The sequence below is a fragment of the Geodermatophilus maliterrae genome (assembly GCF_041018925.1).
In the GTDB taxonomy this organism is placed as follows: Bacteria; Actinomycetota; Actinomycetes; order Mycobacteriales; family Geodermatophilaceae; genus Geodermatophilus; species Geodermatophilus maliterrae.
In genome coordinates this window covers 1-20,286 of sequence record NZ_JBFNXQ010000092.1, presented here as the reverse complement: position 1 = coordinate 20,286, position 20,286 = coordinate 1, and the positions used below count along the sequence as shown (strand labels likewise).

Genomic DNA, 20,286 nt, shown 5'->3' with positions numbered 1-20,286 from the left:
GTGGATCCGGCCGGGGCGCCGCCCGTGCGCGGCGCGACCCTGCCCACCACCGCCGACACCTGGACGCCGACCGGCACGGGTCGGGCGGTCTGGCTCGGCCCCGACGAGTGGCTGGTGACCAGCACTGACACCGCGCCGCACCGGCTCGAGGCCGAGCTGCGGGAGGTGCTGGCGCCCGCCGGCGGCGTGGCCGTGGACGTCTCCGCCCAGCGGACCGTCCTGCGGATCACGGGTTCCCGCGCCCGCGAGGTGCTGGCCAAGGGCTGCAGCATCGACCTGCACCCGCGGGTCTTCGGCCGGGGCCGCAGCGCGCAGACCACGCTCGCGCACGCCGCCGTCGTCCTGCTGGTGCTCGGCGACGACGGCGAGGACTTCGCCCTGTTCGTCCGGTCCTCCTTCGCCGGCCACCTCGCCACCTGGCTGCTGGACGCGGCCCTCGAGTACACGACCCCCACGCAGCAGGGAGAACAGACATGACCGCCAGCCCTCGCGTGGTGATCATCGGTGCCGGCATCGTCGGGGCGAACCTGGCCGACGAGCTCACCGCCCGCGGATGGGACCGGGTCACCGTGCTCGACCAGGGACCGCTGCCGCTGACCGGTGGCTCCACCTCCCACGCGCCCGGCCTGGTCTTCCAGACCAACGCGTCGAAGACGATGACCGAGTTCGCCCGCTACACCGTCGAGAAGTTCCTCGCCCTCGACGTCGACGGCGCGTGGTGCTTCAACCAGGTGGGCGGACTGGAGGTCGCCACCACCCCGGAGCGGCTGACCGACCTGCACCGCCGGCAGGGGTGGGCCACCGCGTGGGGGATCGAGGGCCGGGTGGTCGACCCGGACGAGTGCGCGGCCCTGCACCCGCTGCTCGACCGCGACCGGGTCCTCGGCGGCTTCCACACGCCCACCGACGGGCTGGCCAAGGCCTTCCGCGCGGTGGTCGCGCTGGCCCGCCGCGCCGAGGCCCGCGGTGCCCGCTTCCAGGGCTCGACGCGGGTCACCGGCATCGAGTCCTCGGGCGGGCGGGTGACCGGCGTCCGCACCGACGGCGGGGTGGTCCCGGCCGACGTCGTGGTGTCCTGCGCCGGCTTCTGGGGGCCGGCGGTCGGCGCCATGGTCGGCATGGCCGTGCCGCTGCTGCCGCTGGCCCACCAGTTCGTCTGGACCGGCCAGGTGGCCGAGCTGGCCGGCCGCAACGACGAGCTGACCGAGGCCGGGCTGCCGATCCTGCGCCACCAGGACCGGGACCTGTACTACCGGGAGAAGGGCGACCGCCTCGGCATCGGCTCCTACGCCCACCGCCCGATGCCGGTGGAGCTCGGCGACCTGCCCGAGGGTGACGTCACCGACGCGGCCATGCCGTCGATGCTCCCGTTCACCGAGGAGGACTTCGCCGAGCCGTGGGAGCACAGCCGCCAGCTGCTGCCCTCGCTGCGCGGCACGAAGGTCGACTCGGGCTTCAACGGCGTCTTCTCCTTCACCCCCGACGGCGGCCCGCTGATCGGCGAGTCGCCCGACGTGGCCGGCTTCTGGATCGCCGAGGCGGTGTGGGTGACCCACTCCGCCGGGGTCGCGCGGTCGGTGGCCCAGCTGCTGGTCGAGGGCCGCAGCGAGATCGACCTGCACGGCTGCGACGTCGCCCGCTTCGAGGAGGTCCAGCTCGGCGCGGAGTACGTGCGGGAGACGGCGCAGCAGAACTTCGTCGAGGTCTACGACGTCCTGCACCCGCTGGAGCCCCGGCGCTCACCGCGCGACCTGCGGGTCAGCCCCTTCTCCGCCCGCCAGCGCGAGCTGGGCGCGGTGTTCCTCGAGGTGGCGGGCTGGGAGCGGCCGCACTGGTACGAGGCCAACGCCGGCCTGCTCGACGAGCTGCCCGCCGAGTGGGTGCCGCCGGAGCGCGACGACTGGGCGGCGCGGCACTGGTCGCCGATCGCCGCCGCCGAGGCGTGGCGGACCCGCACCGCCGTCGCGCTGTACGACATGACGCCGCTCAAGCGGCTCGAGGTCAGCGGACCGGGTGCGCTGGACCTGCTGCAGCGGCTGACCACCGGCCAGATGGACAAGTCGGTCGGCTCGGTCACCTACACGCTGGCTCTCGACGAGGCCGCCGGCGTGCGCAGCGACCTCACCGTCGCCCGGCTAGGCGAGCAGCTGTTCCAGGTCGGCGCCAACGGCAACCTCGACCTCGACCACCTGCGCCGGCAGGCGCCCGCCGACGGCAGCGTGCAGATCCGGGACATCACCGGCGGGACGTGCTGCATCGGCCTGTGGGGCCCCCGTGCCCGCGACCTGGTGCAGCGGGTGACCTCCGACGACCTCAGCAACGCCGGCCTGAAGTACTTCCGCGCCAAGCGGGTGCGCATCGGCGGGGTGCCGGTGACGGCCATGCGGCTGTCCTACGTCGGCGAGCTGGGCTGGGAGCTCTACACCAGCGCCGAGCACGGCCTGCGGCTGTGGGACGCGCTGTGGGAGGCCGGGCAGGACCTCGGGGTGATCGCCGCGGGCCGGGCGGCCTTCAACAGCCTGCGCCTGGAGAAGGGCTACCGCTCCTGGGGCCACGACATGACCACCGAGCACGACCCCTACGAGGCCGGCCTCGGCTTCGCCGTCCGCAAGCAGGAGGGCTTCGTCGGCAGCACGGTGCTCGCGGGGCGCGGCGAGGACACCGTGCGCCGGCGGCTGTGCTGCCTGACCGTCGACGACGGCCGCAGCGTCGTCCTCGGGCACGAGCCGGTGTACCTCGACGGCCGCCCGGCCGGCTACGTCACCAGCGCCGCCTTCGGGCACACCGTCGGCCGGCCGATCGCCTATGCGTGGCTGCCCGCCTCGGCCGGGGTGGGGACGGCGGTGGAGATCCAGTACTTCGACCGCCGGGTCCGCGCGACCGTCGCCGCCGAGCCGCTCGTCGACCCGGAGATGACCCGCATCCGCGGCTGAGGGCGGCCGCCGTCCGGCCCGTGGCGCCGCCACGGGCCGGACGGGCGTTCACACGACCGCGCGGATGGCCTGCTCGAAGCCGGTGACGTGCACGCGGGCGAGGTGCTCGGCGCGGTCGGCGTCGCCGGCGGCGATCGCCTGCAGCAGCTCGACGTGCTCGCCGACGTGCTCGTCGACCGACGCCAGCCGGTCGAGGAACAGGCAGAAGATCCGCGTCGCGAGGTTGTCGTAGCGGACGAGCACGTCCTCCAGGTGCGGGTTGCCCGCCGCCCGGTAGATCGAGCGGTGGACGGCGAGGTCCCAGCGCATCAGGCCGGTGCGGTCGACCTGCCCGACGTCGAGGTGCTCGATCTGCCCGGCGAGCGCGTCCAGCTCCTCGCGCACCGCCCGCGGGGCGCGCTCGGCGGCGCGGCGGGCGGCCAGCGGCTCGAGCTGCACGCGGATCTCGGAGATGTGCGCCAGGTCGGTGATGTCCATGCCGGTCGCGAAGGTCCCTCGGCGCGGGAAGGTCACCACCAGCCGGTCGCCCTCGAGCCGCTTGAGCGCCTCCCGGACCGGCGTGCGTCCCACGCCCAGCGCCCGGGCCAGCGCGTCGTCGTCGATCGGCTCGCTGGGGCGGATCTCCAGCATGATCAGCTGGTCGCGGATCGCCACGTAGGCCCGGTCGGCCAGTGACGTCCCGACGGGTTCGACGTCCGACGGCAGCGCGGTCACGCACCGCATCGTAGAGCCTGGCGTCCCCAGGGTCTTACTACTGCAGGATGAGATCAATATCGTCCTCACGGGACTGATATACCAACGGCACGGACGAGGCGGGATGGTCGTGGTGACCTGCCGGTCCGCACGCGTCGTCCCCGTCAGTGTCGTCGAGTGCTGAGGAGGCACCCGTGTCCCACCCCCTCACCCTCACCCTCAGCTGTCCCGAGCGTCCCGGCATCGTGCGCGCGGTCAGCTCGTTCCTGTTCGCGCACGGCTGCGACATCGTCGAGCACCAGCAGTTCGACGACGCCGTCCGCGGGCAGCTCTTCCTCCGGACGGCGTTCGCCTGCCTCGACGGCACCGACGCCGGCCGGCTGGCCGAGGCGTTCCGCCCGGTCGCCGAGGAGTTCGACATGGACTACCGGGTCGCCGGTGACCGTCCGCAACGGCTGCTGGTCATGGTGTCGAGGCTCGGCCACTGCCTGAACGACCTGGTCTTCCGCTGGCGCGCCGGCAGCCTGGGTGGGGAACTGGTCGCGGTGGTCTCCAACCACGAGGACCTGCGCCCGATGGCCGAGGCGGCCGGGCTGCCCTTCGTGCACGTGCCGGTCGCACCGGGCACCAAGCACGTGGCCGAGGCGCGGCTGCTGGAGCTGGTCGAGGAGCACCGGGCGGACCTGGTCGTGCTGGCCCGCTACATGCAGGTCCTCTCCGACGAGACGTGCGCCGCCCTGCGCGGCCGGGCGATCAACATCCACCACTCCTTCCTGCCGGGCTTCAAGGGCGCCAAGCCCTACCACCAGGCCTTCGACCGCGGCGTCAAGCTGGTCGGCGCGACGGCGCACTACGTGACGCCGGACCTCGACGAGGGGCCGATCATCGAGCAGGAGGTCATCCGCATCGACCACACCCACGACCCCCGTGCCCTGGCGACGGTGGGCCGGGACGCGGAGGCCCTCGCACTGTCCCGCGCGGTGCGCTGGCACTGTGAGCAGCGGGTGCTGCTCAACGGGAGCAGCACGGTGGTCTTCCGGTGACCCGTGCGAGGGTGTGCCGGCCGGCGGGTCCGGGGCGCGCTTGACGTGCCCCCGGGTACCCGCCAGGCTGTCCCGCCAGCGACAACTGTCCCGGATGACGCAACTCGTATCGGAGTGTCATGCCCAACCTGCTGATCGGCGGCGACTGGCGCGCGGGGTCCTCGGCGGCCCAGCGCGAGGTGGTCAACCCCTTCGACCAGAGCGTCGTCGCCAAGGTGGACGAGGCGACCGCGGACGACGTCGACGCGGCCGTGCGCGCCGCGGCGGCGGCCTTCGCCGGTGGCGCGGGGGAGTGGCCGCGCACCCCCGCGGGCGAGCGGGGTGCCCTCCTGCGCCGGGTCGCCGACCTGCTGCTGCGCGACGAGGACGACCTCGCCCGGCTGGAGACCCTCGACACCGGCAAGACCGTCGGCGAGAGCCGGCAGGACGTGCAGGACGTCGCCGCCGTCTTCCGCTACTACGCCGACCTGGCCGACAAGGACCCCGGCCGGCTGGTCGACGCCGGGCGCCGCGACGTCGTCAGCCGCGTCGTCTACGAGCCGGTGGGCGTCTGCGCGCTCATCACGCCGTGGAACTACCCGCTGCTGCAGGTGTGCTGGAAGGTGGCGCCGGCCCTCGCCGCCGGCAACACGATCGTCGTCAAGCCCAGCGAGGTCACCCCGCTGACCACGATCCGGCTCGCCGAGCTGCTGCAGGAGGCCGGTGCCCCCGCGGGAGTGGTCAACCTCGTCCTCGGCGGCCGCGAGGTCGGTGCCGCGATGGTCGAGCACCCCGACGTCGACCTGGTCTCCTTCACCGGCGGCCTGGCCACGGGGCAGGGGATCCTGCGCGCCGCCGCCGAGACGGTGAAGAAGGTGACCGTCGAGCTCGGCGGCAAGAACCCCAACATCGTCTTCGCCGACGTCGACCTCGACACCGCCGTCGACAACGCCCTCACGGCGGTCTTCCTGCACTCCGGCCAGGTGTGCTCGGCCGGGACCCGGCTCATCGTGCAGGACGAGATCCACGACGAGTTCGTCGCGGCCGTGGCCGAGCGCGCCGAGCACATCCGCCTCGGCAACGGGTTCGACCCGGCGACCGAGAGCGGACCCCTGGTGTCCGGGGAGCACCGGGCGAGCGTGGAGGAGTACGTCGCCACGGGTCTGCGCGAGGGCGCCCGGCTGGTCACCGGAGGCCGCCGTCCCGAGGAGCCGGAGCTAGCCGGTGGCTTCTTCTACCTGCCGACGGTGTTCGCCGACTGCCGGCGGGACATGCACGTCGTGCAGGAGGAGTCCTTCGGGCCGGTCCTCACCGTGGAGCGGTTCTCCACGGAGGAGGAGGCGATCGCGCTCGGCAACGACACCGACTACGGCCTCGCTGGTGCGGTGTGGACCGCCGACACCGCCCGCGCCGAGCGGGTCGCCCGGGCGCTGCGGCACGGGACGGTCTGGATCAACGACTTCGGCCCCTACCTGCCGCAGGCGGAGTGGGGTGGGTTCGGACGGTCGGGCAACGGGCGCGAGCTCGGCCCGTCGGGCCTCGCCGAGTACCGCGAGGCCAAGCACATCTGGCACAACACCGCCCCTGAGCCGGCTCGCTGGTTCAAGGGCTGACCCCGCACCTCGACCCCCGACGGACGGACGGACGGCACATGAGCGCGCACCCCACGCAGGACGGCGACTCGCACCTCGCCGAGTTCGGCTACAAGCAGGAACTGGACCGCAGCATCGGGAAGTTCTCCAGCTTCGCCGCCGGCGTCAGCTACATCTCGATCCTGACCGGCACCTTCCAGCTGTTCTACTTCGGCTTCGGCGCCGGCGGTCCGGCCTACCTCTGGTCCTGGCCGATGGTCTTCCTCGGGCAGCTGATGGTGGCGCTGTGCTTCGCCGAGCTGGCGGCTCGCTTCCCCGTCGCGGGGTCGCTGTACAACTGGACCAAGCGCCTCGGCAGCCGGACCACCGCGTGGATGACCGGCTGGATGATGCTGACGGCCTCGATCGTGACCCTGTCGGCGACGGTGCTCGCCTACCAGATCACGCTGCCCCAGCTGTGGTCGGGCTTCCAGGTCGTCGGTGACGGGACCGGCACCTACGACTTCGCCGTCAACGCCGTCATCCTCGGCAGCCTCCTCATCCTGTTCACCACGGTGGTGAACGCCTACGGCGTCAAGCTCATGTCCCGGATCAACAGCGCCGGCGTCTTCATCGAGCTGGTCGCGGCCGTGCTGATCATCGTGATCCTGGCCGTGTCGATGACCCGCAGCCCGGTCGAGGTGCTCACCGACACCGGCGGCCGCGGCGAGGGCGTCAGCGGCGGCTACCTGGGTGCCTTCCTGGTCGCGGCGCTGGCCTCGGCCTACGTCATGTACGGCTTCGACACCGCCAGCTCCCTCGGCGAGGAGACCATCGACCCGCGACGCACCGCGCCCAAGGCGATCGTCCGTGCCGTCACCGCGTCCTTCGTGCTCGGCGGGCTGATCCTGCTCTTCGGCCTCATGGCGGTGCGCGACCTCGACGACCCGAACCTGTCCTCCAGCACCGGTGGCCTGCAGTACGTGCTGCTGCAGGTGGCGGGCTCGGGCCTGGGCAAGGTCTTCCTCGCCTGCATCGTCGTCGCCATCACCGTCTGCTGCCTGGCGGTGCACACCGCGACGATCCGGATGATGTTCGCGATGGCCCGGGACAACAACCTGCCCTTCAGCTCCCGGCTGTCCAAGGTCGACCCGAAGCGCAAGACCCCGGTCGTGCCGGCCGTCGTCATCGGCGTCCTGTCGGCGTCGATCCTGCTGATCAACATCCGTCAGCCGCAGATCTTCACGGTGATCACCAGCATCGCGATCATCATGATCTACCTGGCCTACCTGCTGGTGACGGTGCCGATGCTGCTCGCCCGGCTGCGCGGGGCGTGGCCGGGGCCCGGTGCCCGCAGCGACCGGAAGTACTTCTCGCTGGGCCGCTGGGGTCTGCCGGTGAACATCCTGGCCGTCCTCTGGGGTGCGGGTATGGCGCTGAACCTGGCCTGGCCGCGCCGGGCGATCTACAACGCCACCGAGCCGTACCACTGGTACCTGCAGTGGGGTGCCTTCGTCTTCATCGGCGCCATCACGCTCGTCGGGCTGGCCTACTACCTGCTCTCGGCGCGGCACCGCACCGGCGTGCTGCCCGAGCACGCGGTGGAGACGGCGTCGCCGGTCGAGGCCGGGCCGGCGCAGCAGCGGCTGGGCGACCCCGACGAGGACCCGGGACGCACCGACGTCCCCGTCGGCGGCATCCGCTGAAGAAGGACCTCCCTGCAGGGCCCCGCCACTCGCGAGCTCGCGGCGGGGCCCTGCAGGGGGGCCGGCCGGGGCGGCGGGGGGCAGGGGAGATGACACCGGTGTCGTGAGGGACGTCGCCGACTTCCTGCGGGCCCGGCCGCCGTTCGACGCGCTCGCCGCCGAGGACCTCGACCGGGTCGCCGGCGCCGCCGAGGTGGAGTTCCTGCGCGCCGGGGCCGTGGTCGTCGAGCAGGGGGAGGCGCCGCTGGAGCACCTGTACGTGGTCCGGCGCGGGGCGCTGGACATCGTGCACGACGGCCGCGTCCTCGACGAACTCGGCCCCGGGGAGCTGTTCGGCCAGGCCTCGATGCTCGCCGGCCTGCCCGCGCGCTTCGGCGTCGTGGCCGCCGAGGACACGCTCTGCTACCGGATCCCGGCCGCCGTCGCCCGGCCGGTGCTCGCCCGGCCGGAGGGGCTGCGGTTCCTGGCCCGCTCCCTCCTCGCCGACCCCGTGCCGCGCCGGCTGGAGGTCGAGCCGGTCGTCGACGCCGCCCGCCGGCCGGTCGCCGGCCTGCTGCGCGCCCGCCCGGTGGTCTGCCCACCCGGGACGACGGTGCGGGACGCGGCCCGGCGGATGACCGAGGCCGGGGCGACGGCGGCGGTGGTGGCCGTGCGCGGCAGCGAGCTCGGCATCGTCACCGACCGGGACCTGCGCAGCCGGATCCTCGCCAGGGGCGCGAGCCCCGACACCCCCGTCGAGGAGGTGATGACCTTCCCCGCGTACACGGTCGCCGCCGACCGGATGAGCGGGGAGGTCCTGCTGGACATGCTGGACCGGGGGATCCGGCACCTGCCGGTCGTCAGTCCCGGCGGCCGGGTGCTCGGCGTGCTCGAGGACGCCGACCTGCTGGCCGCCGCCCCGCGCAGCAGCTTCCACCTCCGCTCGGCGATCGCCCGGGCCCGCACGGTGCAGGACCTGGTCGAGGCCTCCGCTCAGCTGCGGCCGGCGGTGCTCGCCCTGCACGACGCGCGCGTGGCCGCCTCCGACGTCACCGGCATCTACTCGGTGGTGTCCGACGCGCTGACGCGGCGGCTGGTGCAGCTGACCGTCGCCGGGCTCGGGACGCCGGCGGTGCCCTTCACCTGGCTGGCGCTGGGCAGCCTCGCGCGGCGGGAGGCCGTGCCCTCCTCGGACGTCGACAGCGCGCTGGTCTGGTACGGGTCGGCCGACGAGGAGATGCAGGCCGAGCTCCGCCGGGTCGCCCGCGCCGTCGTCGACGGGCTGGAGGCGTGCGGGTTCCCGGCCGACACCCAGGGCGCGGTCGCCGCCCAGCCGCTGTTCATGCGGTCCTACGCCGGGTGGCGGGAGGCGGCCGCCGGCTGGCTGGCCGACCCCACCCAGGAGAAGGCGCTGGTGCTCGTCTCGCTCGTCGTCGACGGCCGCCCGGTCTGGGGGATCCGCAGCGGGCCGGCGCTGCCGGAGGTCTTCCGCGACGCCCGCCGGCACCCGCTGTTCCTCTCCCTGCTGGCCCGCTTCGCCCTCGGGCACCGGCCGCCCACCGGGTTCCTCCGCGACTTCGTCGTCGAGCACGGGGGAGCGCACGCCGGCCGGCTCGACCTCAAGCACGGCGGGCTGCAGCCGATCGTGGACCTGGCGCGGTGGGCGGGCATGGCCGCGGGGGTGGCCAGCGCGTCGACCCCCGCGCGGCTGCGGGCCGCCGCGGACGCGGGCACCCTGCCGGCCGACGACGCCCGGACCCTCGGCGAGGCCTTCGACCTGGTGCTCGAGCTCCGCCTGGACCACCAGGTCGAGCAGCTGCGCGCCGGCGAGCGGCCCGACGACCACCTCGACCCCGCGGTCCTGGACCCGGTGACCCGGGGCGCGCTCCGCGAGGCCTTCCGCGCCGTCGCCGACGTCCAGCGGCGGGTGACCGGTCAGCTGCGGCAGGGCGTGCTGTGAGGCGGCCGCTGGGACGGCAGCCGGGCAGCGCGGCGGCCCGGGCCTACCGGGACGCGCCCCGGGTGCCGGCCGGCACGCCGTGGCGGGAGGCGTCGTTCTGCGTCGTCGACCTCGAACTGACCGGCCTGGACCCCCGCCGGCACGAGATCGTGTCCTGGGGCGCGGTGTGCGTCGAGGGCGGCCGGGTCGTCTGCGGGACCGCCGCCGAGGGCCTGGCCCGGCCCGAGCGCGGCGTGCCGGAGGAGTCGGTGCGGGTGCACGGCCTGCGCCCGGCCGACCTGGCCGGCGCGCCGCCGCTGGCCGATGCCGTCGACGGCCTGCTCGAGGTCATGGCCGGGCGGGTCCTGGTGGCGCACGCCGCGTGGGTGGAGCGCGGCTTCCTCGGCCGGGCGCTGCGGACCCGGGGCGTGCGGCTGCGGACGCCGGTGCTCGACACCTGCGCGATGGGCCGGCTGTGGCTCGCCACCACCGGGACGACGCCGCCGGCCGTGCTGTCCCTGGCCGGCCTCGCCGAGGCCCTCGGGCTGCCCAGCCACCGCCCGCACGAGGCCAGCGGGGACGCGCTGACCACCGCCCAGGTGTTCGTCGCGCTGGCCACCCTCCTCGAGGACGGCGGCGCCGAGACGGTCGGCACGCTGGCCGGCGCCGAGGTGCGCCTGCGAGTGCACTAGCAGAAGGACCCCCTCCCCGAGCCCTTCGCAGGCTCAGGGCACGCCAGGAGGGGGCCGCCTCCTCGGCCGCCCCCGGCGAGGAGGCGACCCCGTCCCGGCCCCCTGCCGGGCACCGCCCCGAGCGTGCGGGCGGCGGGGGGCCAGGGGGTCCTCCGTCAGGCCTGGCCGGCGGTCTCGGTGACCGAGCTCGGCTGGTGCCGGTGGAACTCGACGCGCTCGGGGGCCAGCGGGGTGTTGCCGAGGATCAGGTCGGCGGCCTTCTCGGCCATCATCATCACCGGCGCGTAGATGTTGCCGTTGGTGACGTAGGGCATCGCCGAGGCGTCGACCACCCGCAGGCCCTCGAGGCCGTGCACCCGCATGCTCAGCGGGTCGACCACCGACAGCGGGTCGGTGCCCATCCGGGCCGTGCACGAGGGGTGCAGCGCGGTCTCGGCGTCCCTGGCCACCCAGCTGAGGATCTGCTCGGGGGTCTCGATCTCCGGCCCGGGGGAGATCTCGCCGGAGCTGAACTCGGCGAAGGCCGGCTGGGCGAGGATGTCCCGCGTCACCTGGACGGCCTCGACCCACTCGCGGCGGTCCTGCTCGGTGGACAGGTAGTTGAACCGCATGGCCGGCTTCACCCGCGGGTCGGAGGACCGGATCTTCAGGGTGCCGCGGGCGTCGGAGTACATGGGACCGACGTGCACCTGGTAGCCGTGGTCGCCGGCGGGCATCGTCCCGTCGTAGCGCACGGCGATCGGCAGGAAGTGGAACATCAGGTTCGGGTAGGCGACGTCGTCGTTGCTGCGGACGAAGCCGCCGGCCTCGAAGTGGTTGGTCGCGCCCAGCCCGCTGCGGAGGAAGAGCCACTCCGCGCCGATCCCGGGCTTGCGCCACCACTTCATGCCCGGCGCGATGGAGACCGGCTGCTTGCACGCGTGCTGGACGTAGACCTCGAGGTGGTCCTGCAGGTTCTCGCCCACGCCGGGCAGGTCGGCGACGACGTCGATCCCGAGCGCGCGCAGCTCCGAGCCGTTGCCGACGCCGGAGAGCTGCAGCAGCTGTGGGGTGTTGATGGCCCCGCCGCTGAGCACGACCTCCGCGGCGCGCACCGTGCGCACCGGACCCAGGCCGGAGCGGTACTGCACGCCCACGGCCCGCTCACCCTCGAAGAGGACCTTCGTGACGAACGCGCGGGTCTCGACGGTCAGGTTGCGGCGGGACCGCACCGGGTGCAGATAGGCGCGGGACGCGCTGAGCCGGCGGCCCCGGTGGACGTTGCGGTCGAAGGCCGCGAAGCCCTCCTGCCGGTAGCCGTTGACGTCGTCGGTGAGCGGGTACCCGGCCTCCTGGACCGCGCCGAAGAAGGCCTGGAACAGCGGGCTGGTCGCCGGCCCGCGCTCGAGGACCAGCGGCCCGTCGTGCCCGCGGAACGGGTCGTCGGGCGCGGCGGCCAGGCAGTTCTCCATGCGCTTGAAGTAGGGCAGGCAGTGGGCGAAGTCCCAGGTCTGCATGCCCTCGTCGGCGGCCCAGCGCTCGTAGTCCAGCGGGTTGCCGCGCTGGAAGATCATCCCGTTGATGCTGCTGGAGCCGCCGAGCAGCTTGCCGCGCGCGTGGTGGACCCGGCGCCCGCCCATCCAGGGCTCGGGCTCGCTCTCGTACTTCCAGTCGTAGAGCCGGTTGCCGATGGGGATGGTCAGCGCCGCCGGCATGTGCACGAACACGTCCCACAGCGAGTCCTGGCGGCCGGCCTCCAGCACCAGCACCCGGTTGCCGGGGTCGGCACTGAGCCGGTTGCCCAGCGCGCTGCCCGCGGACCCGCCGCCCACGATGACGACGTCGTACTGCTGCTCGGACACGGGGGTGCTCCTTCGTGGTCGCGGTGGCGCGTGGGCCGGTGGTGGTCGCTGGGGAACAGGGGAGCGGGCCGGTCCCCCGCAGGTCAGGGGACGGCCGGCTCGGCGGCGCGCAGCTGCCGTCGCCAGCGGGTGAACAGGCGGGGCTGGTCCATCCCGAGCACGGCGACCGGGCGGCCGTCGCGCTCGTAGACGGCGAGGAAGCTGCGCTCGGCGGGGTCGCCCTCGAGCACCCGGACGACGTCGCCGTCCCGGCGGCTGCCCGCGAACTGTATACGGGAGCCGTACTGCTCGGACCAGAAGTAGGGGACCGGCGCCGGCGCGGCGGGGTCCTCGCCGAGCAGCGTGGCGACCGCGGTCACCGGCTGCTCGAGGGCAGCCGTCCAGTGCTCGCTGCGCAGCGCGCGGCCGGCCTCGGCCGACCAGGTCGACGCGCAGTCGCCGACGGCCACGATCCCCGGGACGGTGGTGGCGCCGCGGGCGTCGGTGACGACGCCGTCGTCCAGCGCCACGCCGGACCCGGCCAGCCACTCGACGTTCGGCACGGCACCGATACCCACGACGACGACGTCGGCGGGCAGCCGGCGCCCGTCGGCCAGCTCGACGGCCTCGACGCGGGGGGAGCCGACCAGGCGGGCCACGCCGGTCCCGGTCAGCAGCCGGGTGCCGTGGTCGGCGTGCAGCCCCGCGCAGACCGCGCCCATCTCGGGCCCGAGCGGGCCGGCCAGGGGGACCGGCAGGGCCTCGACGACGGTGACCTCGAGCCCGAGGCCGCGGGCGGTGGAGGCCACCTCGGCGCCGATGAAGCCGGCGCCGATGACGACCAGGGACCGGCCGGCGAGCAGGTCCGCGCGCAGCGCCAGCGCGTCGTCCAGGGTGCGCAGGACGTGCACCCCGGCCAGCCCGCCGGTGCCGGGCAGGTGCCGGGCGCGGGCGCCGGTGGCGAGGACGACGCCGTCGGCCCGCACCTCGCTGCCGTCGGCCAGCCGCACCGACCGGGTGGCGGCGTCGAGGCCGACCGCCGCGGTGCCCAGCCGCCACTCCAGGTCGAGCGCCTCGTCGGCGGCGGTGCCCAGGGCGACGTCCTCGAGCGTGCTCGTGCCGGCGAGCAGGTCCTTGGACAGCGGCGGGCGGTCGTAGGGCGCGTGCGGCTCGTCACCGATGACGACGACGTGGCCGTCGAAGGAGCGGGCGCGCACTGCGCGGGCGGCCGACAGACCGGCCAGCGACGCCCCCACGACCGCGACGGTCGCGGTCACGCCGCGCCCTCCTCGGCCCGGGCGACGGACACGTGGACGACGCCGTCGAGGACCGAGACCGCGTGCGTGCGCACGGGCGTCTTGGCCGGTGGGCCCGAGGGCTCGCCGGTGCGGAGGTCGAAGCAGGAGGCGTGCAGCGGGCACTCGACGGTGCAGCCCTCGAGCCAGCCGTCGGCGAGGGAGGCGTCCTGGTGCGTGCACGTGTCGTCGATCGCGTAGAACTCGCCGTCGACGTTGAAGACGGCGATCGCCACGTCGCCCGTGACGTCGGCCGCCACCCGGGTCGCCTCGCCGGGAGGGAGGGCGCTCGTGGGACAGACCGGGATCATCGGACCTCCGTGGTTGCGGAACACGCAACGTCGTTCTCGTGGCGGAACAGCCTGACAAGGAAGCGGGGTGACGTCAAGGGACCCGCCGTGACCATTGTCTCTACGCTGGGGTGGTGAGCGTCGAGGTCCCCAGCGGGGAGCGCGGGCCGGCAGCACTGGTCCAGTCGGTCGACCGTGCGCTGGAGGTCCTGGAGATCCTGGCCGGACGCGGCGAGGCCGGCGTCACCGAGATCGCCGCCGAGCTCGGGGTGCACAAGTCCACCGCCTTCCGGCTGGTCGCGGTGCTCGAGGGGCGGGGGTTGGTCGAGCAGCTCGCCGACCGCGGCAAGTACCGGCTGGGGTTCGGCATCGTCCGGCTGGCCGGCGCCACGGTCGCCCAGCTCGACCTCGCCCAGGAGGGGCGCCGGGCGTGCGAGGAGCTGGCCGCCGACGTCGGCGAGACGGTCAACGTCGCCATCCTCGACGGCGGGCGCGCGGTCAACGTCACCCAGGTGCGCGGTGGCGCCACGATCAGCACGCACAACTGGGTGGGACGCGGGACTCCGCTGCACGCCACCTCCAGCGGCAAGGTGCTGCTCGCGTACGCGGCCGTGCCGGTGCGCAAGGAGGCGCTCTCCGGTCCGCTGGAGCGCTTCACCGAGGCGACGGTCACCGACCCCGACGTGCTGGAGCGGCAACTCTCGGAGATCGCGGTCCGCGGGTGGGGTGCCACCGTGGAGGAGCTGGAGATTGGCCTCAACGCGGTCGCCGCCCCGGTGCGCGACCCCGACGGGCGGGTCATCGCGGCGGTCAGCGTGTCGGGCCCGTCCTTCCGGCTCGCCCCGGAGTCCCTCGCCGGACTGGGACCGCGGCTCGTCGCGGCGGCCGACGAGCTCAGCCGTCGCCTGGGCTACTTCGGCTGACACGACACTCGTGTCGGTGTGTGCACGACGCAACGCTCGTCGTAATATGCAACACCGTCGCCCACCGTCCCAGCTGCGGGGACGACGGGTCCACCGTGTTCGCAGCACACTGTCCGACCGCCGGCGTCTCCCCGCGGAGGCGCCCGACGCCACCCCCGAGGTACCCGCATGACCGCGACCGACCTGCCCGCCAGCCTCATCCGGACGCTGCCCGGTCAGTACTACACCGATCCGGCCGTCTTCTCCCTCGAGCAGACGCGGGTCTTCGAGGCGATGTGGACCTGCGCCGTGCGCTCGGCCGACCTGCCGGCCCCCGGCGCCTTCCGCAAGGTCCAGGTCGGCCGCGAGAGCGTGCTGGTCGTCCGCGGCCGCGACGGGCAGCTGCGGGCGTTCCTCAACATCTGCCGGCACCGCGGCGCGCAGATCTGCACCGAGGACGCCGGTGAGGTCAAGCGGGCCCTGCAGTGCCCGTACCACGCCTGGACCTACGACCTGTCCGGCAAGCTCGTCGCGGCGCCCAACCTCACGAAGATGCCCGACGTCGACCGGGACCGGTACGGCCTGGTGCCGGTGCACCTGCGCGAGTGGCTGGGCTATGCGTGGGTGTGCCTGGCTGACGAGCCGCCGTCGTTCGAGGACGACGTGCAGGGCGCCATCGCCGAGCGGCTCGGCGACCTGGCCGTCATCGACCGCTACGAGCTCGACGCGCTGTCGGTCGGCCGGCGGATCACCTACGACGTCGCGGCCAACTGGAAGCTCATCGTCGAGAACTTCATGGAGTGCTACCACTGCGCGACGATCCACCCGGAGCTCACCGAGGTGCTCCCGGAGTTCGCCGACGGCTACGCCGCGCAGTACTTCGTCGGGCACGGCGCGGAGTTCGGCGAGGAGGTGCGCGGCTTCACCGTCGACGGCAGCGAGGGCTTCGACAAGCTCCCCGGCGTCGAGGACGACCAGGACCGCCGCTACTACGCCATCACGGTCAAGCCGACGGTCTTCGTGAACCTGGTGCCCGACCACGTGATCTTCCACCGCATGTACCCGCTGTCGGCCGACCGCACGATCGTCGAGTGCGACTGGCTCTACTCCCGCGAGGTGGTGGAGTCCGGGAAGGACGTGTCCCGGTCGGTGGAGCTGTTCCACCGGGTCAACGAGCAGGACTTCGCCGCCTGCGAGCGCACGCAGCCGGCCATGTCGTCGCGCGCCTACGCCGACGGCGGGGTCCTGGTCCCCTCCGAGCACCACATCGGGGCCTTCCACGACTGGCTGACCCGGCGCCTGGCCGGCTGACCCGCGCACGGCACCCGGGGACCGGGCGAGGAGGTCGGCTCCGCTGTCCCGCTCCGTCGAGCCGCCGCGGTCGTCGACGCGGGCGGCGGTCGTGCCGCCGGTCGCGAGCACCGTGACGAGTGGCACCGACGGGCCTCCGGAGGTTGCCGGGGGGCACCGTGGGCCTTCCCACACGCCGGCCTCGCGGGTCGAGGGCCGGGAGCGGCCGGACGGCGTACGAGGATGGACGCGTGATGGCACGCAGCAGGGTCGGTCCCGACGACGCCCGGTCGTGGTTGCTCGTCAACGGCGCCCGCCCCGAGCTGTTCGACCCCGCCCACGGGTCGCGCGCCGACCAGGTCGTGCTCGACATCGAGGACGCCGTCGACCCCGCGCGCAAGGACGCGGCCCGGACCGGGGTCGTGCAGTGGCTGTCGGACGGCGACCGGTCGGCGTGGGTGCGCATCAACGACCACGAGACGCCCTACTGGGAGGACGACGTCGCCGCCCTGGCCGGCGTGCCCGGGCTGCTCGGCGTGGTGCTGGCCAAGGCCGAGGCCGCCGAGCACGTCACCGAGACCTTCGACCGCCTCGGCGGGTCGACGCCGGTCCTGGCGCTGGTCGAGTCGGCGCTGGGCATCGAGGAGTCGGTCGGCATCGCCCGCGCCCGCGGCACCTTCCGGCTCGCCTTCGGCAGCGGCGACTACCGCCGCGACACCGGCACCGGCGCCGACGACCTGGCCATGGCCTACCCCCGCTCCCGCCTGGTCGTGGCCAGCCGCATCGGCGGGCTGCCCGGCCCCATCGACGGCCCGACGGTGAGCGCGAGCCTGCCGGTGCTGCGCGAGCAGAGCACGGTCACCGTCTCCCTCGGCCTCACCGGGAAGCTCTGCCTCGATCCCGACCAGGCGCCGGTGATCAACGAGATCATCAGCCCCGCGCCGTCCGACGTCGCCTGGGCGCAGGACTTCCTCGCCGACTTCGAGGCGCGCGGTCAGGTCATCCGCGACGGCAGCGACAAGCCCCGCCTGGGACGCGCCCGCAAGATCGAGCGGCTGGCCCGGACCTTCGGCGTCCAGCCCGCCTGAGCACGGCGCCCCGACCCACCCGATCGGGTGGGTCGGGGGTGGTCCGCGCGGGTGGGCGCGCCGATGGCAGGGCATGGACCTGCGCCGGCTGTGCGAGCCCCGGGACGAGACCGTCGCCGCGCGCGCGTCGAGCGCGCTGTTCCTCGTCGGCGCGTTCCTGCTCACCGTCTACGTGCTGGTGGAGCCGGTGCCGATGCCCGGCTTCGCCCACCCGCTGTCGTGGGCGATGCTCGTCGTTCTGCTGGCGTGCTCGGCCCTGCCGGTCCTGGTGCCGCTGCCGGCGATGACCCGCGGCGGCGTCTGGCTGCTCCTGCCGGTGGCCGGGGTCGTGACGATCGGGGTGCTCGCCCACGTCTTCCCCGACCAGCTCGACGTCGCCCACCTGCTGCTCGGCCTGCCGGTGCTCTTCGCCGCGTCGCAGGTGCGCGCCACGGCGGCCGCTCTGGTCACCGCGCTGGCGATCGGCTTCGACGTCTCGGCCCTGCTGGCCGCCCAGCCGCCGGCCGAGGCGCTCGTCGACGGCCTGTTCGTCGCCGCCGTCCTCGTGCTCACCACGGTGCTGCTGGTCCTGGTGATGGAGCGCATCGACCGGCTGGTCGCCGAGCTGCGGCGCCAGGCCGCCGTCGACGGCCTCACCGGGCTGGTCACCCGCCGGGTGCTCGACGAGGCGCTCACCAGCGCGCTGTCGGCCGCGGTGGCCCGCGAGGGCTCGGCGCTGGTCCTGGTCGACGTCGACTCGTTCAAGTCGGTCAACGACTCCCACGGCCACCCCGTCGGCGACGACGCGCTGGTCCACATCGCCGGGATCCTGCGCGGGCACGTCCGGGCGGCCGACGCCGTCATCAGCCGGCTCGGCGGTGACGAGCTGGCCGTGCTGCTGCCGGGGTGCTCCGCCGCGGTGGCCGCGGCCCGGGCGCAGGAGCTGGTGGACGCCGTCGCCGCCGCGCCGCTGCGGCTGGCCGACGGCACCCTGCTGGCCCTGTCGATCAGCGTCGGCGTCGCGCACGCCCCGAGCCACGCCACCGAGCTGCGGACGCTCTACGCCGCGGCGGACGCCGCGCTGTACGCCGCCAAGCGGGGCGGCCGGGGTCGCGCCCGCGTGGCGGCCGGCTGAGCCGGCGTCTCAGACGGCGGTGGCGGTGAGGAAGGTGCAGATGCCGTCGCCGTACTGCGACCGCTGGCGGATCCCGACCAGCCACAGCAGCGCCATCTCCAGCCGGTAGGCCGCGCGCACCGGACCCCGGTAGAACGTGTCGCCGCCGGCGGTCACCTCGACGTCGCCGAACCCGGCCAGCCGGACGTGCTCGCTGAGCATCCAGTCGGGGAGGATCGTGATGTGCCCCGGCTGGTGGTAGTGCCGCGGGCCGAAGATGTACGGCGCGCCGCGGAGCAGCATCTTCAGCCGTGAGTGCGGGTGCGTGACGTTCGGGGTGCTGACCAGCAGCTTGTCGCCCGGACGCAGCAGCGAGCGGATCGAGCGCAGCACCTGCCGCGGGTTCTCCACGTGCTCGAGGGTCTCGACGCAGACCACCATGTCGAACGGGCCGCGGGTCTCGTCGGTCCAGTCGGGCGTGTCCAGGTCCAGCCGGTGGATCCAGTCGTGCGGCGGGTCGAGGTCGGTGGGGACGACGTCGAAGCCCGCGTCGCGCAGCCGCAGGGCCAGGGCGCCGCAGCCGGAACCGACCTCCAGCACCCGCCCGCCGTCGGGCAGCGCCGCCCGCACCAGCTCCAGCGCGTACTCGTGCACGCCCGGCGCGGCGTGGATGCCGTGCCCCCGGTAGTCGTTGACCGCAGGGGTCCGGCGCCCGGAGGCCTGCTCGACGTCTGCCACCCCCCCACCCTGTCAGCCCTGCCGACCGCCCGGCGACCGCACCCCCGCCGGACGCGGCCCCGCGGTTGCAGAACCATGCGCAGGGTCATTAGCGTCCCGTCCGGACGGGAGGACCCGGCCTGGACCGTGCGACCGAGGAGCCGACCACGTCACCGCAGCCGCACCTCCCCGCCCAGCCTCCCGCGGACGACGCCGTCGTCACGGGATCGCGGGTGACCTCGGCCGAGGGCGCCTCGGTGCGGGAGGTCCGCCGCCGGGTCGCCCGGCACCTGGTCGGCCGGGAGCACGAGCTGGACCTGCTGCTCGCAGCCGTGGCCGCCGGCCGCGACGTGCTGCTGGAGGGTCCGCCGGGGACGTCGAAGTCGACGCTGCTGCGGGCGATCACCGCCGAGTGGGGCGTGCCGCTGGTCTTCGTCGAGGGCAACGCCGACCTGACCCCGACCCGCCTGGTCGGCCACCACGACCCGGCGCGGGTGCTGCGGGAGGACTACACGCCGGAGAACTTCGTGCCCGGTCCGCTGGTGGAGGCCATGCGCGCCGGCGGCTTCCTCTACGTGGAGGAGTTCAACCGCGCGCCGGAGGACACGCTCAACACGCTGCTCACCGCGATGGCCGAGCGCCGGATCGCCGTCCCCCGGGTGGGCACCGTGGAGGCACTGCCGACCTTCCGCGTCGTCGCCTCGATGAACCCCTACGACAACGTCGGCACCGCCCGGCTGTCGAGCTCGGTGACCGACCGGCTGGTGCGGCTGGCGATCGGCTACCAGGACGCCGCCGCCGAGCGCGGCATCGTCGGCCGGCGCACCGGCGTGGAGTCCCCGCGGCTGGTCGCCGACGCGGTGGCGCTGACCCGCGCCACCCGGGAGCGCGACGACGTCCGGCAGGGCAGCAGCGTGCGCGGCGCGATCGACCTGGCGCTGGTGGCCGCCCAGCTGGCCGCCATGCGCGAGGTGCCGCTGCCCGACGAGCCGGCCGTCGAGCCGCCGCGCGGCCTGCCCGCGGACTACACGGCTGCGGTGCTCGACGCGTTGCTGCTGGCGCTGTCGGGGCGCATCGCGCTCGACGAGACGGTGGAGGTCCCGCCCGAGACGGTGCTCCGCGAGATCTGGGAGGACCACTTCCTGCTGCGACCGGCGGCCGCCCGGCCCGGTTGAAGAGAGGTCGCGGCCGACTCGCCGCTGACCCGCCGCCGGCAGGGCGCGCCGCGGGGCGTGCGGCCGCTGCGCCGCCGGCCC

At 74.3% G+C, this 20,286-nt stretch carries 17 protein-coding genes; 12 read left to right on the top strand and 5 right to left on the bottom strand.

Annotated elements, in window-relative coordinates:
• Both ABQ292_RS21215 and ABQ292_RS21210 read left to right on the top strand, forming a co-directional pair.
• Positions 1-477, top strand: a 477-nt coding sequence (locus ABQ292_RS21215; RefSeq protein ID WP_369209700.1) for a sarcosine oxidase subunit gamma, incomplete at its 5' end; no start/stop codon positions are given.
• Entirely contained in the window at positions 474-2,933 is a 2,460-nt protein-coding gene (locus ABQ292_RS21210; RefSeq protein ID WP_369209699.1) for a GcvT family protein, read from the top strand. The genes ABQ292_RS21215 and ABQ292_RS21210, both read left to right, overlap by 4 nt.
• 48 nt (positions 2,934-2,981) lie before the next feature.
• Here the strand turns inward: ABQ292_RS21210 and ABQ292_RS21205 are convergent, their stop codons facing one another.
• A complete protein-coding gene (locus ABQ292_RS21205; protein ID WP_369209698.1) occupies positions 2,982-3,647 on the bottom strand; it encodes a GntR family transcriptional regulator in 666 nt (221 codons plus the stop codon).
• 173 nt (positions 3,648-3,820) lie between these two features.
• Between ABQ292_RS21205 and purU the strand changes: the two genes are divergently transcribed.
• The 5 genes from purU (at position 3,821) to ABQ292_RS21180 (ending at position 10,535) form a co-directional block, all read left to right on the top strand.
• Positions 3,821-4,669: a formyltetrahydrofolate deformylase gene (gene purU, locus ABQ292_RS21200; RefSeq protein ID WP_369209697.1), complete on the top strand. Its 849-nt coding sequence runs from the start codon at positions 3,821-3,823 to the stop codon at positions 4,667-4,669.
• Between the two features lie 119 nt (positions 4,670-4,788).
• Positions 4,789-6,261: an aldehyde dehydrogenase family protein gene (locus ABQ292_RS21195; protein WP_369209696.1), complete on the top strand. Its 1,473-nt coding sequence runs from the start codon at positions 4,789-4,791 to the stop codon at positions 6,259-6,261.
• Between the two features lie 38 nt (positions 6,262-6,299).
• Positions 6,300-7,925, top strand: coding sequence for an APC family permease (locus ABQ292_RS21190; protein WP_369209695.1), 1,626 nt, complete (start codon positions 6,300-6,302; stop codon positions 7,923-7,925).
• Positions 7,926-8,028: 103 nt separating this feature from the next.
• Positions 8,029-9,864, top strand: coding sequence for a putative nucleotidyltransferase substrate binding domain-containing protein (locus tag ABQ292_RS21185; protein WP_369209694.1), 1,836 nt, complete (start codon positions 8,029-8,031; stop codon positions 9,862-9,864).
• Entirely contained in the window at positions 9,861-10,535 is a 675-nt protein-coding gene (locus ABQ292_RS21180; RefSeq protein WP_369209693.1) for a 3'-5' exonuclease, read from the top strand. The genes ABQ292_RS21185 and ABQ292_RS21180 overlap by 4 nt, the downstream gene beginning before the upstream one ends.
• A 155-nt stretch (positions 10,536-10,690) precedes the next feature.
• Here ABQ292_RS21180 and betA read toward each other — a convergent pair whose 3' ends face one another.
• The 3 genes from betA to ABQ292_RS21165 form a co-directional block, all read right to left on the bottom strand.
• A complete protein-coding gene (gene betA / locus ABQ292_RS21175; protein ID WP_369209692.1) occupies positions 10,691-12,376 on the bottom strand; it encodes a choline dehydrogenase in 1,686 nt (561 codons plus the stop codon).
• An 83-nt stretch (positions 12,377-12,459) separates the two neighbouring features.
• Positions 12,460-13,632 carry an NAD(P)/FAD-dependent oxidoreductase gene (locus ABQ292_RS21170; protein WP_369209691.1) on the bottom strand — a complete coding sequence of 391 codons (1,173 nt, stop codon included), beginning with the start codon at positions 13,630-13,632 and terminating at the stop codon, positions 12,460-12,462.
• A complete protein-coding gene (locus ABQ292_RS21165; RefSeq protein ID WP_369209690.1) occupies positions 13,629-13,961 on the bottom strand; it encodes a bifunctional 3-phenylpropionate/cinnamic acid dioxygenase ferredoxin subunit in 333 nt (110 codons plus the stop codon). The genes ABQ292_RS21170 and ABQ292_RS21165 overlap by 4 nt, the downstream gene beginning before the upstream one ends.
• 113 nt (positions 13,962-14,074) lie before the next feature.
• Between ABQ292_RS21165 and ABQ292_RS21160 the strand changes: the two genes are divergently transcribed.
• The 4 genes from ABQ292_RS21160 (at position 14,075) to ABQ292_RS21145 (ending at position 18,334) form a co-directional block, all read left to right on the top strand.
• Positions 14,075-14,863, top strand: a complete 789-nt coding sequence (locus ABQ292_RS21160; protein WP_369209689.1) for an IclR family transcriptional regulator — start codon at positions 14,075-14,077, stop codon at positions 14,861-14,863.
• 168 nt (positions 14,864-15,031) lie between these two features.
• Positions 15,032-16,153 (top strand): aromatic ring-hydroxylating oxygenase subunit alpha, encoded by a 1,122-nt coding sequence (locus tag ABQ292_RS21155; protein ID WP_369209688.1) that lies wholly within the window; start codon positions 15,032-15,034, stop codon positions 16,151-16,153.
• 233 nt (positions 16,154-16,386) lie between these two features.
• Positions 16,387-17,220 (top strand): HpcH/HpaI aldolase/citrate lyase family protein, encoded by an 834-nt coding sequence (locus tag ABQ292_RS21150; RefSeq protein ID WP_369209687.1) that lies wholly within the window; start codon positions 16,387-16,389, stop codon positions 17,218-17,220.
• Positions 17,221-17,293: 73 nt separating this feature from the next.
• Positions 17,294-18,334, top strand: a complete 1,041-nt coding sequence (locus tag ABQ292_RS21145) for a GGDEF domain-containing protein (RefSeq protein WP_369209686.1) — start codon at positions 17,294-17,296, stop codon at positions 18,332-18,334.
• 9 nt (positions 18,335-18,343) lie between these two features.
• Here ABQ292_RS21145 and ABQ292_RS21140 read toward each other — a convergent pair whose 3' ends face one another.
• Positions 18,344-19,051 carry a class I SAM-dependent methyltransferase gene (locus ABQ292_RS21140; protein WP_369209685.1) on the bottom strand — a complete coding sequence of 236 codons (708 nt, stop codon included), beginning with the start codon at positions 19,049-19,051 and terminating at the stop codon, positions 18,344-18,346.
• A gap of 212 nt (positions 19,052-19,263) precedes the next feature.
• On the opposite strand from ABQ292_RS21140, the gene ABQ292_RS21135 reads away from it, so the two are divergent.
• Positions 19,264-20,205, top strand: a complete 942-nt coding sequence (locus ABQ292_RS21135; protein WP_369209684.1) for an AAA family ATPase — start codon at positions 19,264-19,266, stop codon at positions 20,203-20,205.
• Positions 20,206-20,286: the final 81 nt, after the last annotated feature.

Coding starts and splice junctions, on each gene's coding strand:
- ABQ292_RS21165 (WP_369209690.1), bottom strand. CDS start 13,961: ATGATCCCGGTCTGTCCCACGAGCGCCCTCCCTCCCGGCGAGGCGACC.
- ABQ292_RS21150 (WP_369209687.1), top strand. CDS start 16,387: ATGGCACGCAGCAGGGTCGGTCCCGACGACGCCCGGTCGTGGTTGCTC.
- ABQ292_RS21195 (WP_369209696.1), top strand. CDS start 4,789: ATGCCCAACCTGCTGATCGGCGGCGACTGGCGCGCGGGGTCCTCGGCG.
- ABQ292_RS21210 (WP_369209699.1), top strand. CDS start 474: ATGACCGCCAGCCCTCGCGTGGTGATCATCGGTGCCGGCATCGTCGGG.
- ABQ292_RS21145 (WP_369209686.1), top strand. CDS start 17,294: ATGGACCTGCGCCGGCTGTGCGAGCCCCGGGACGAGACCGTCGCCGCG.
- ABQ292_RS21190 (WP_369209695.1), top strand. CDS start 6,300: ATGAGCGCGCACCCCACGCAGGACGGCGACTCGCACCTCGCCGAGTTC.
- ABQ292_RS21155 (WP_369209688.1), top strand. CDS start 15,032: ATGACCGCGACCGACCTGCCCGCCAGCCTCATCCGGACGCTGCCCGGT.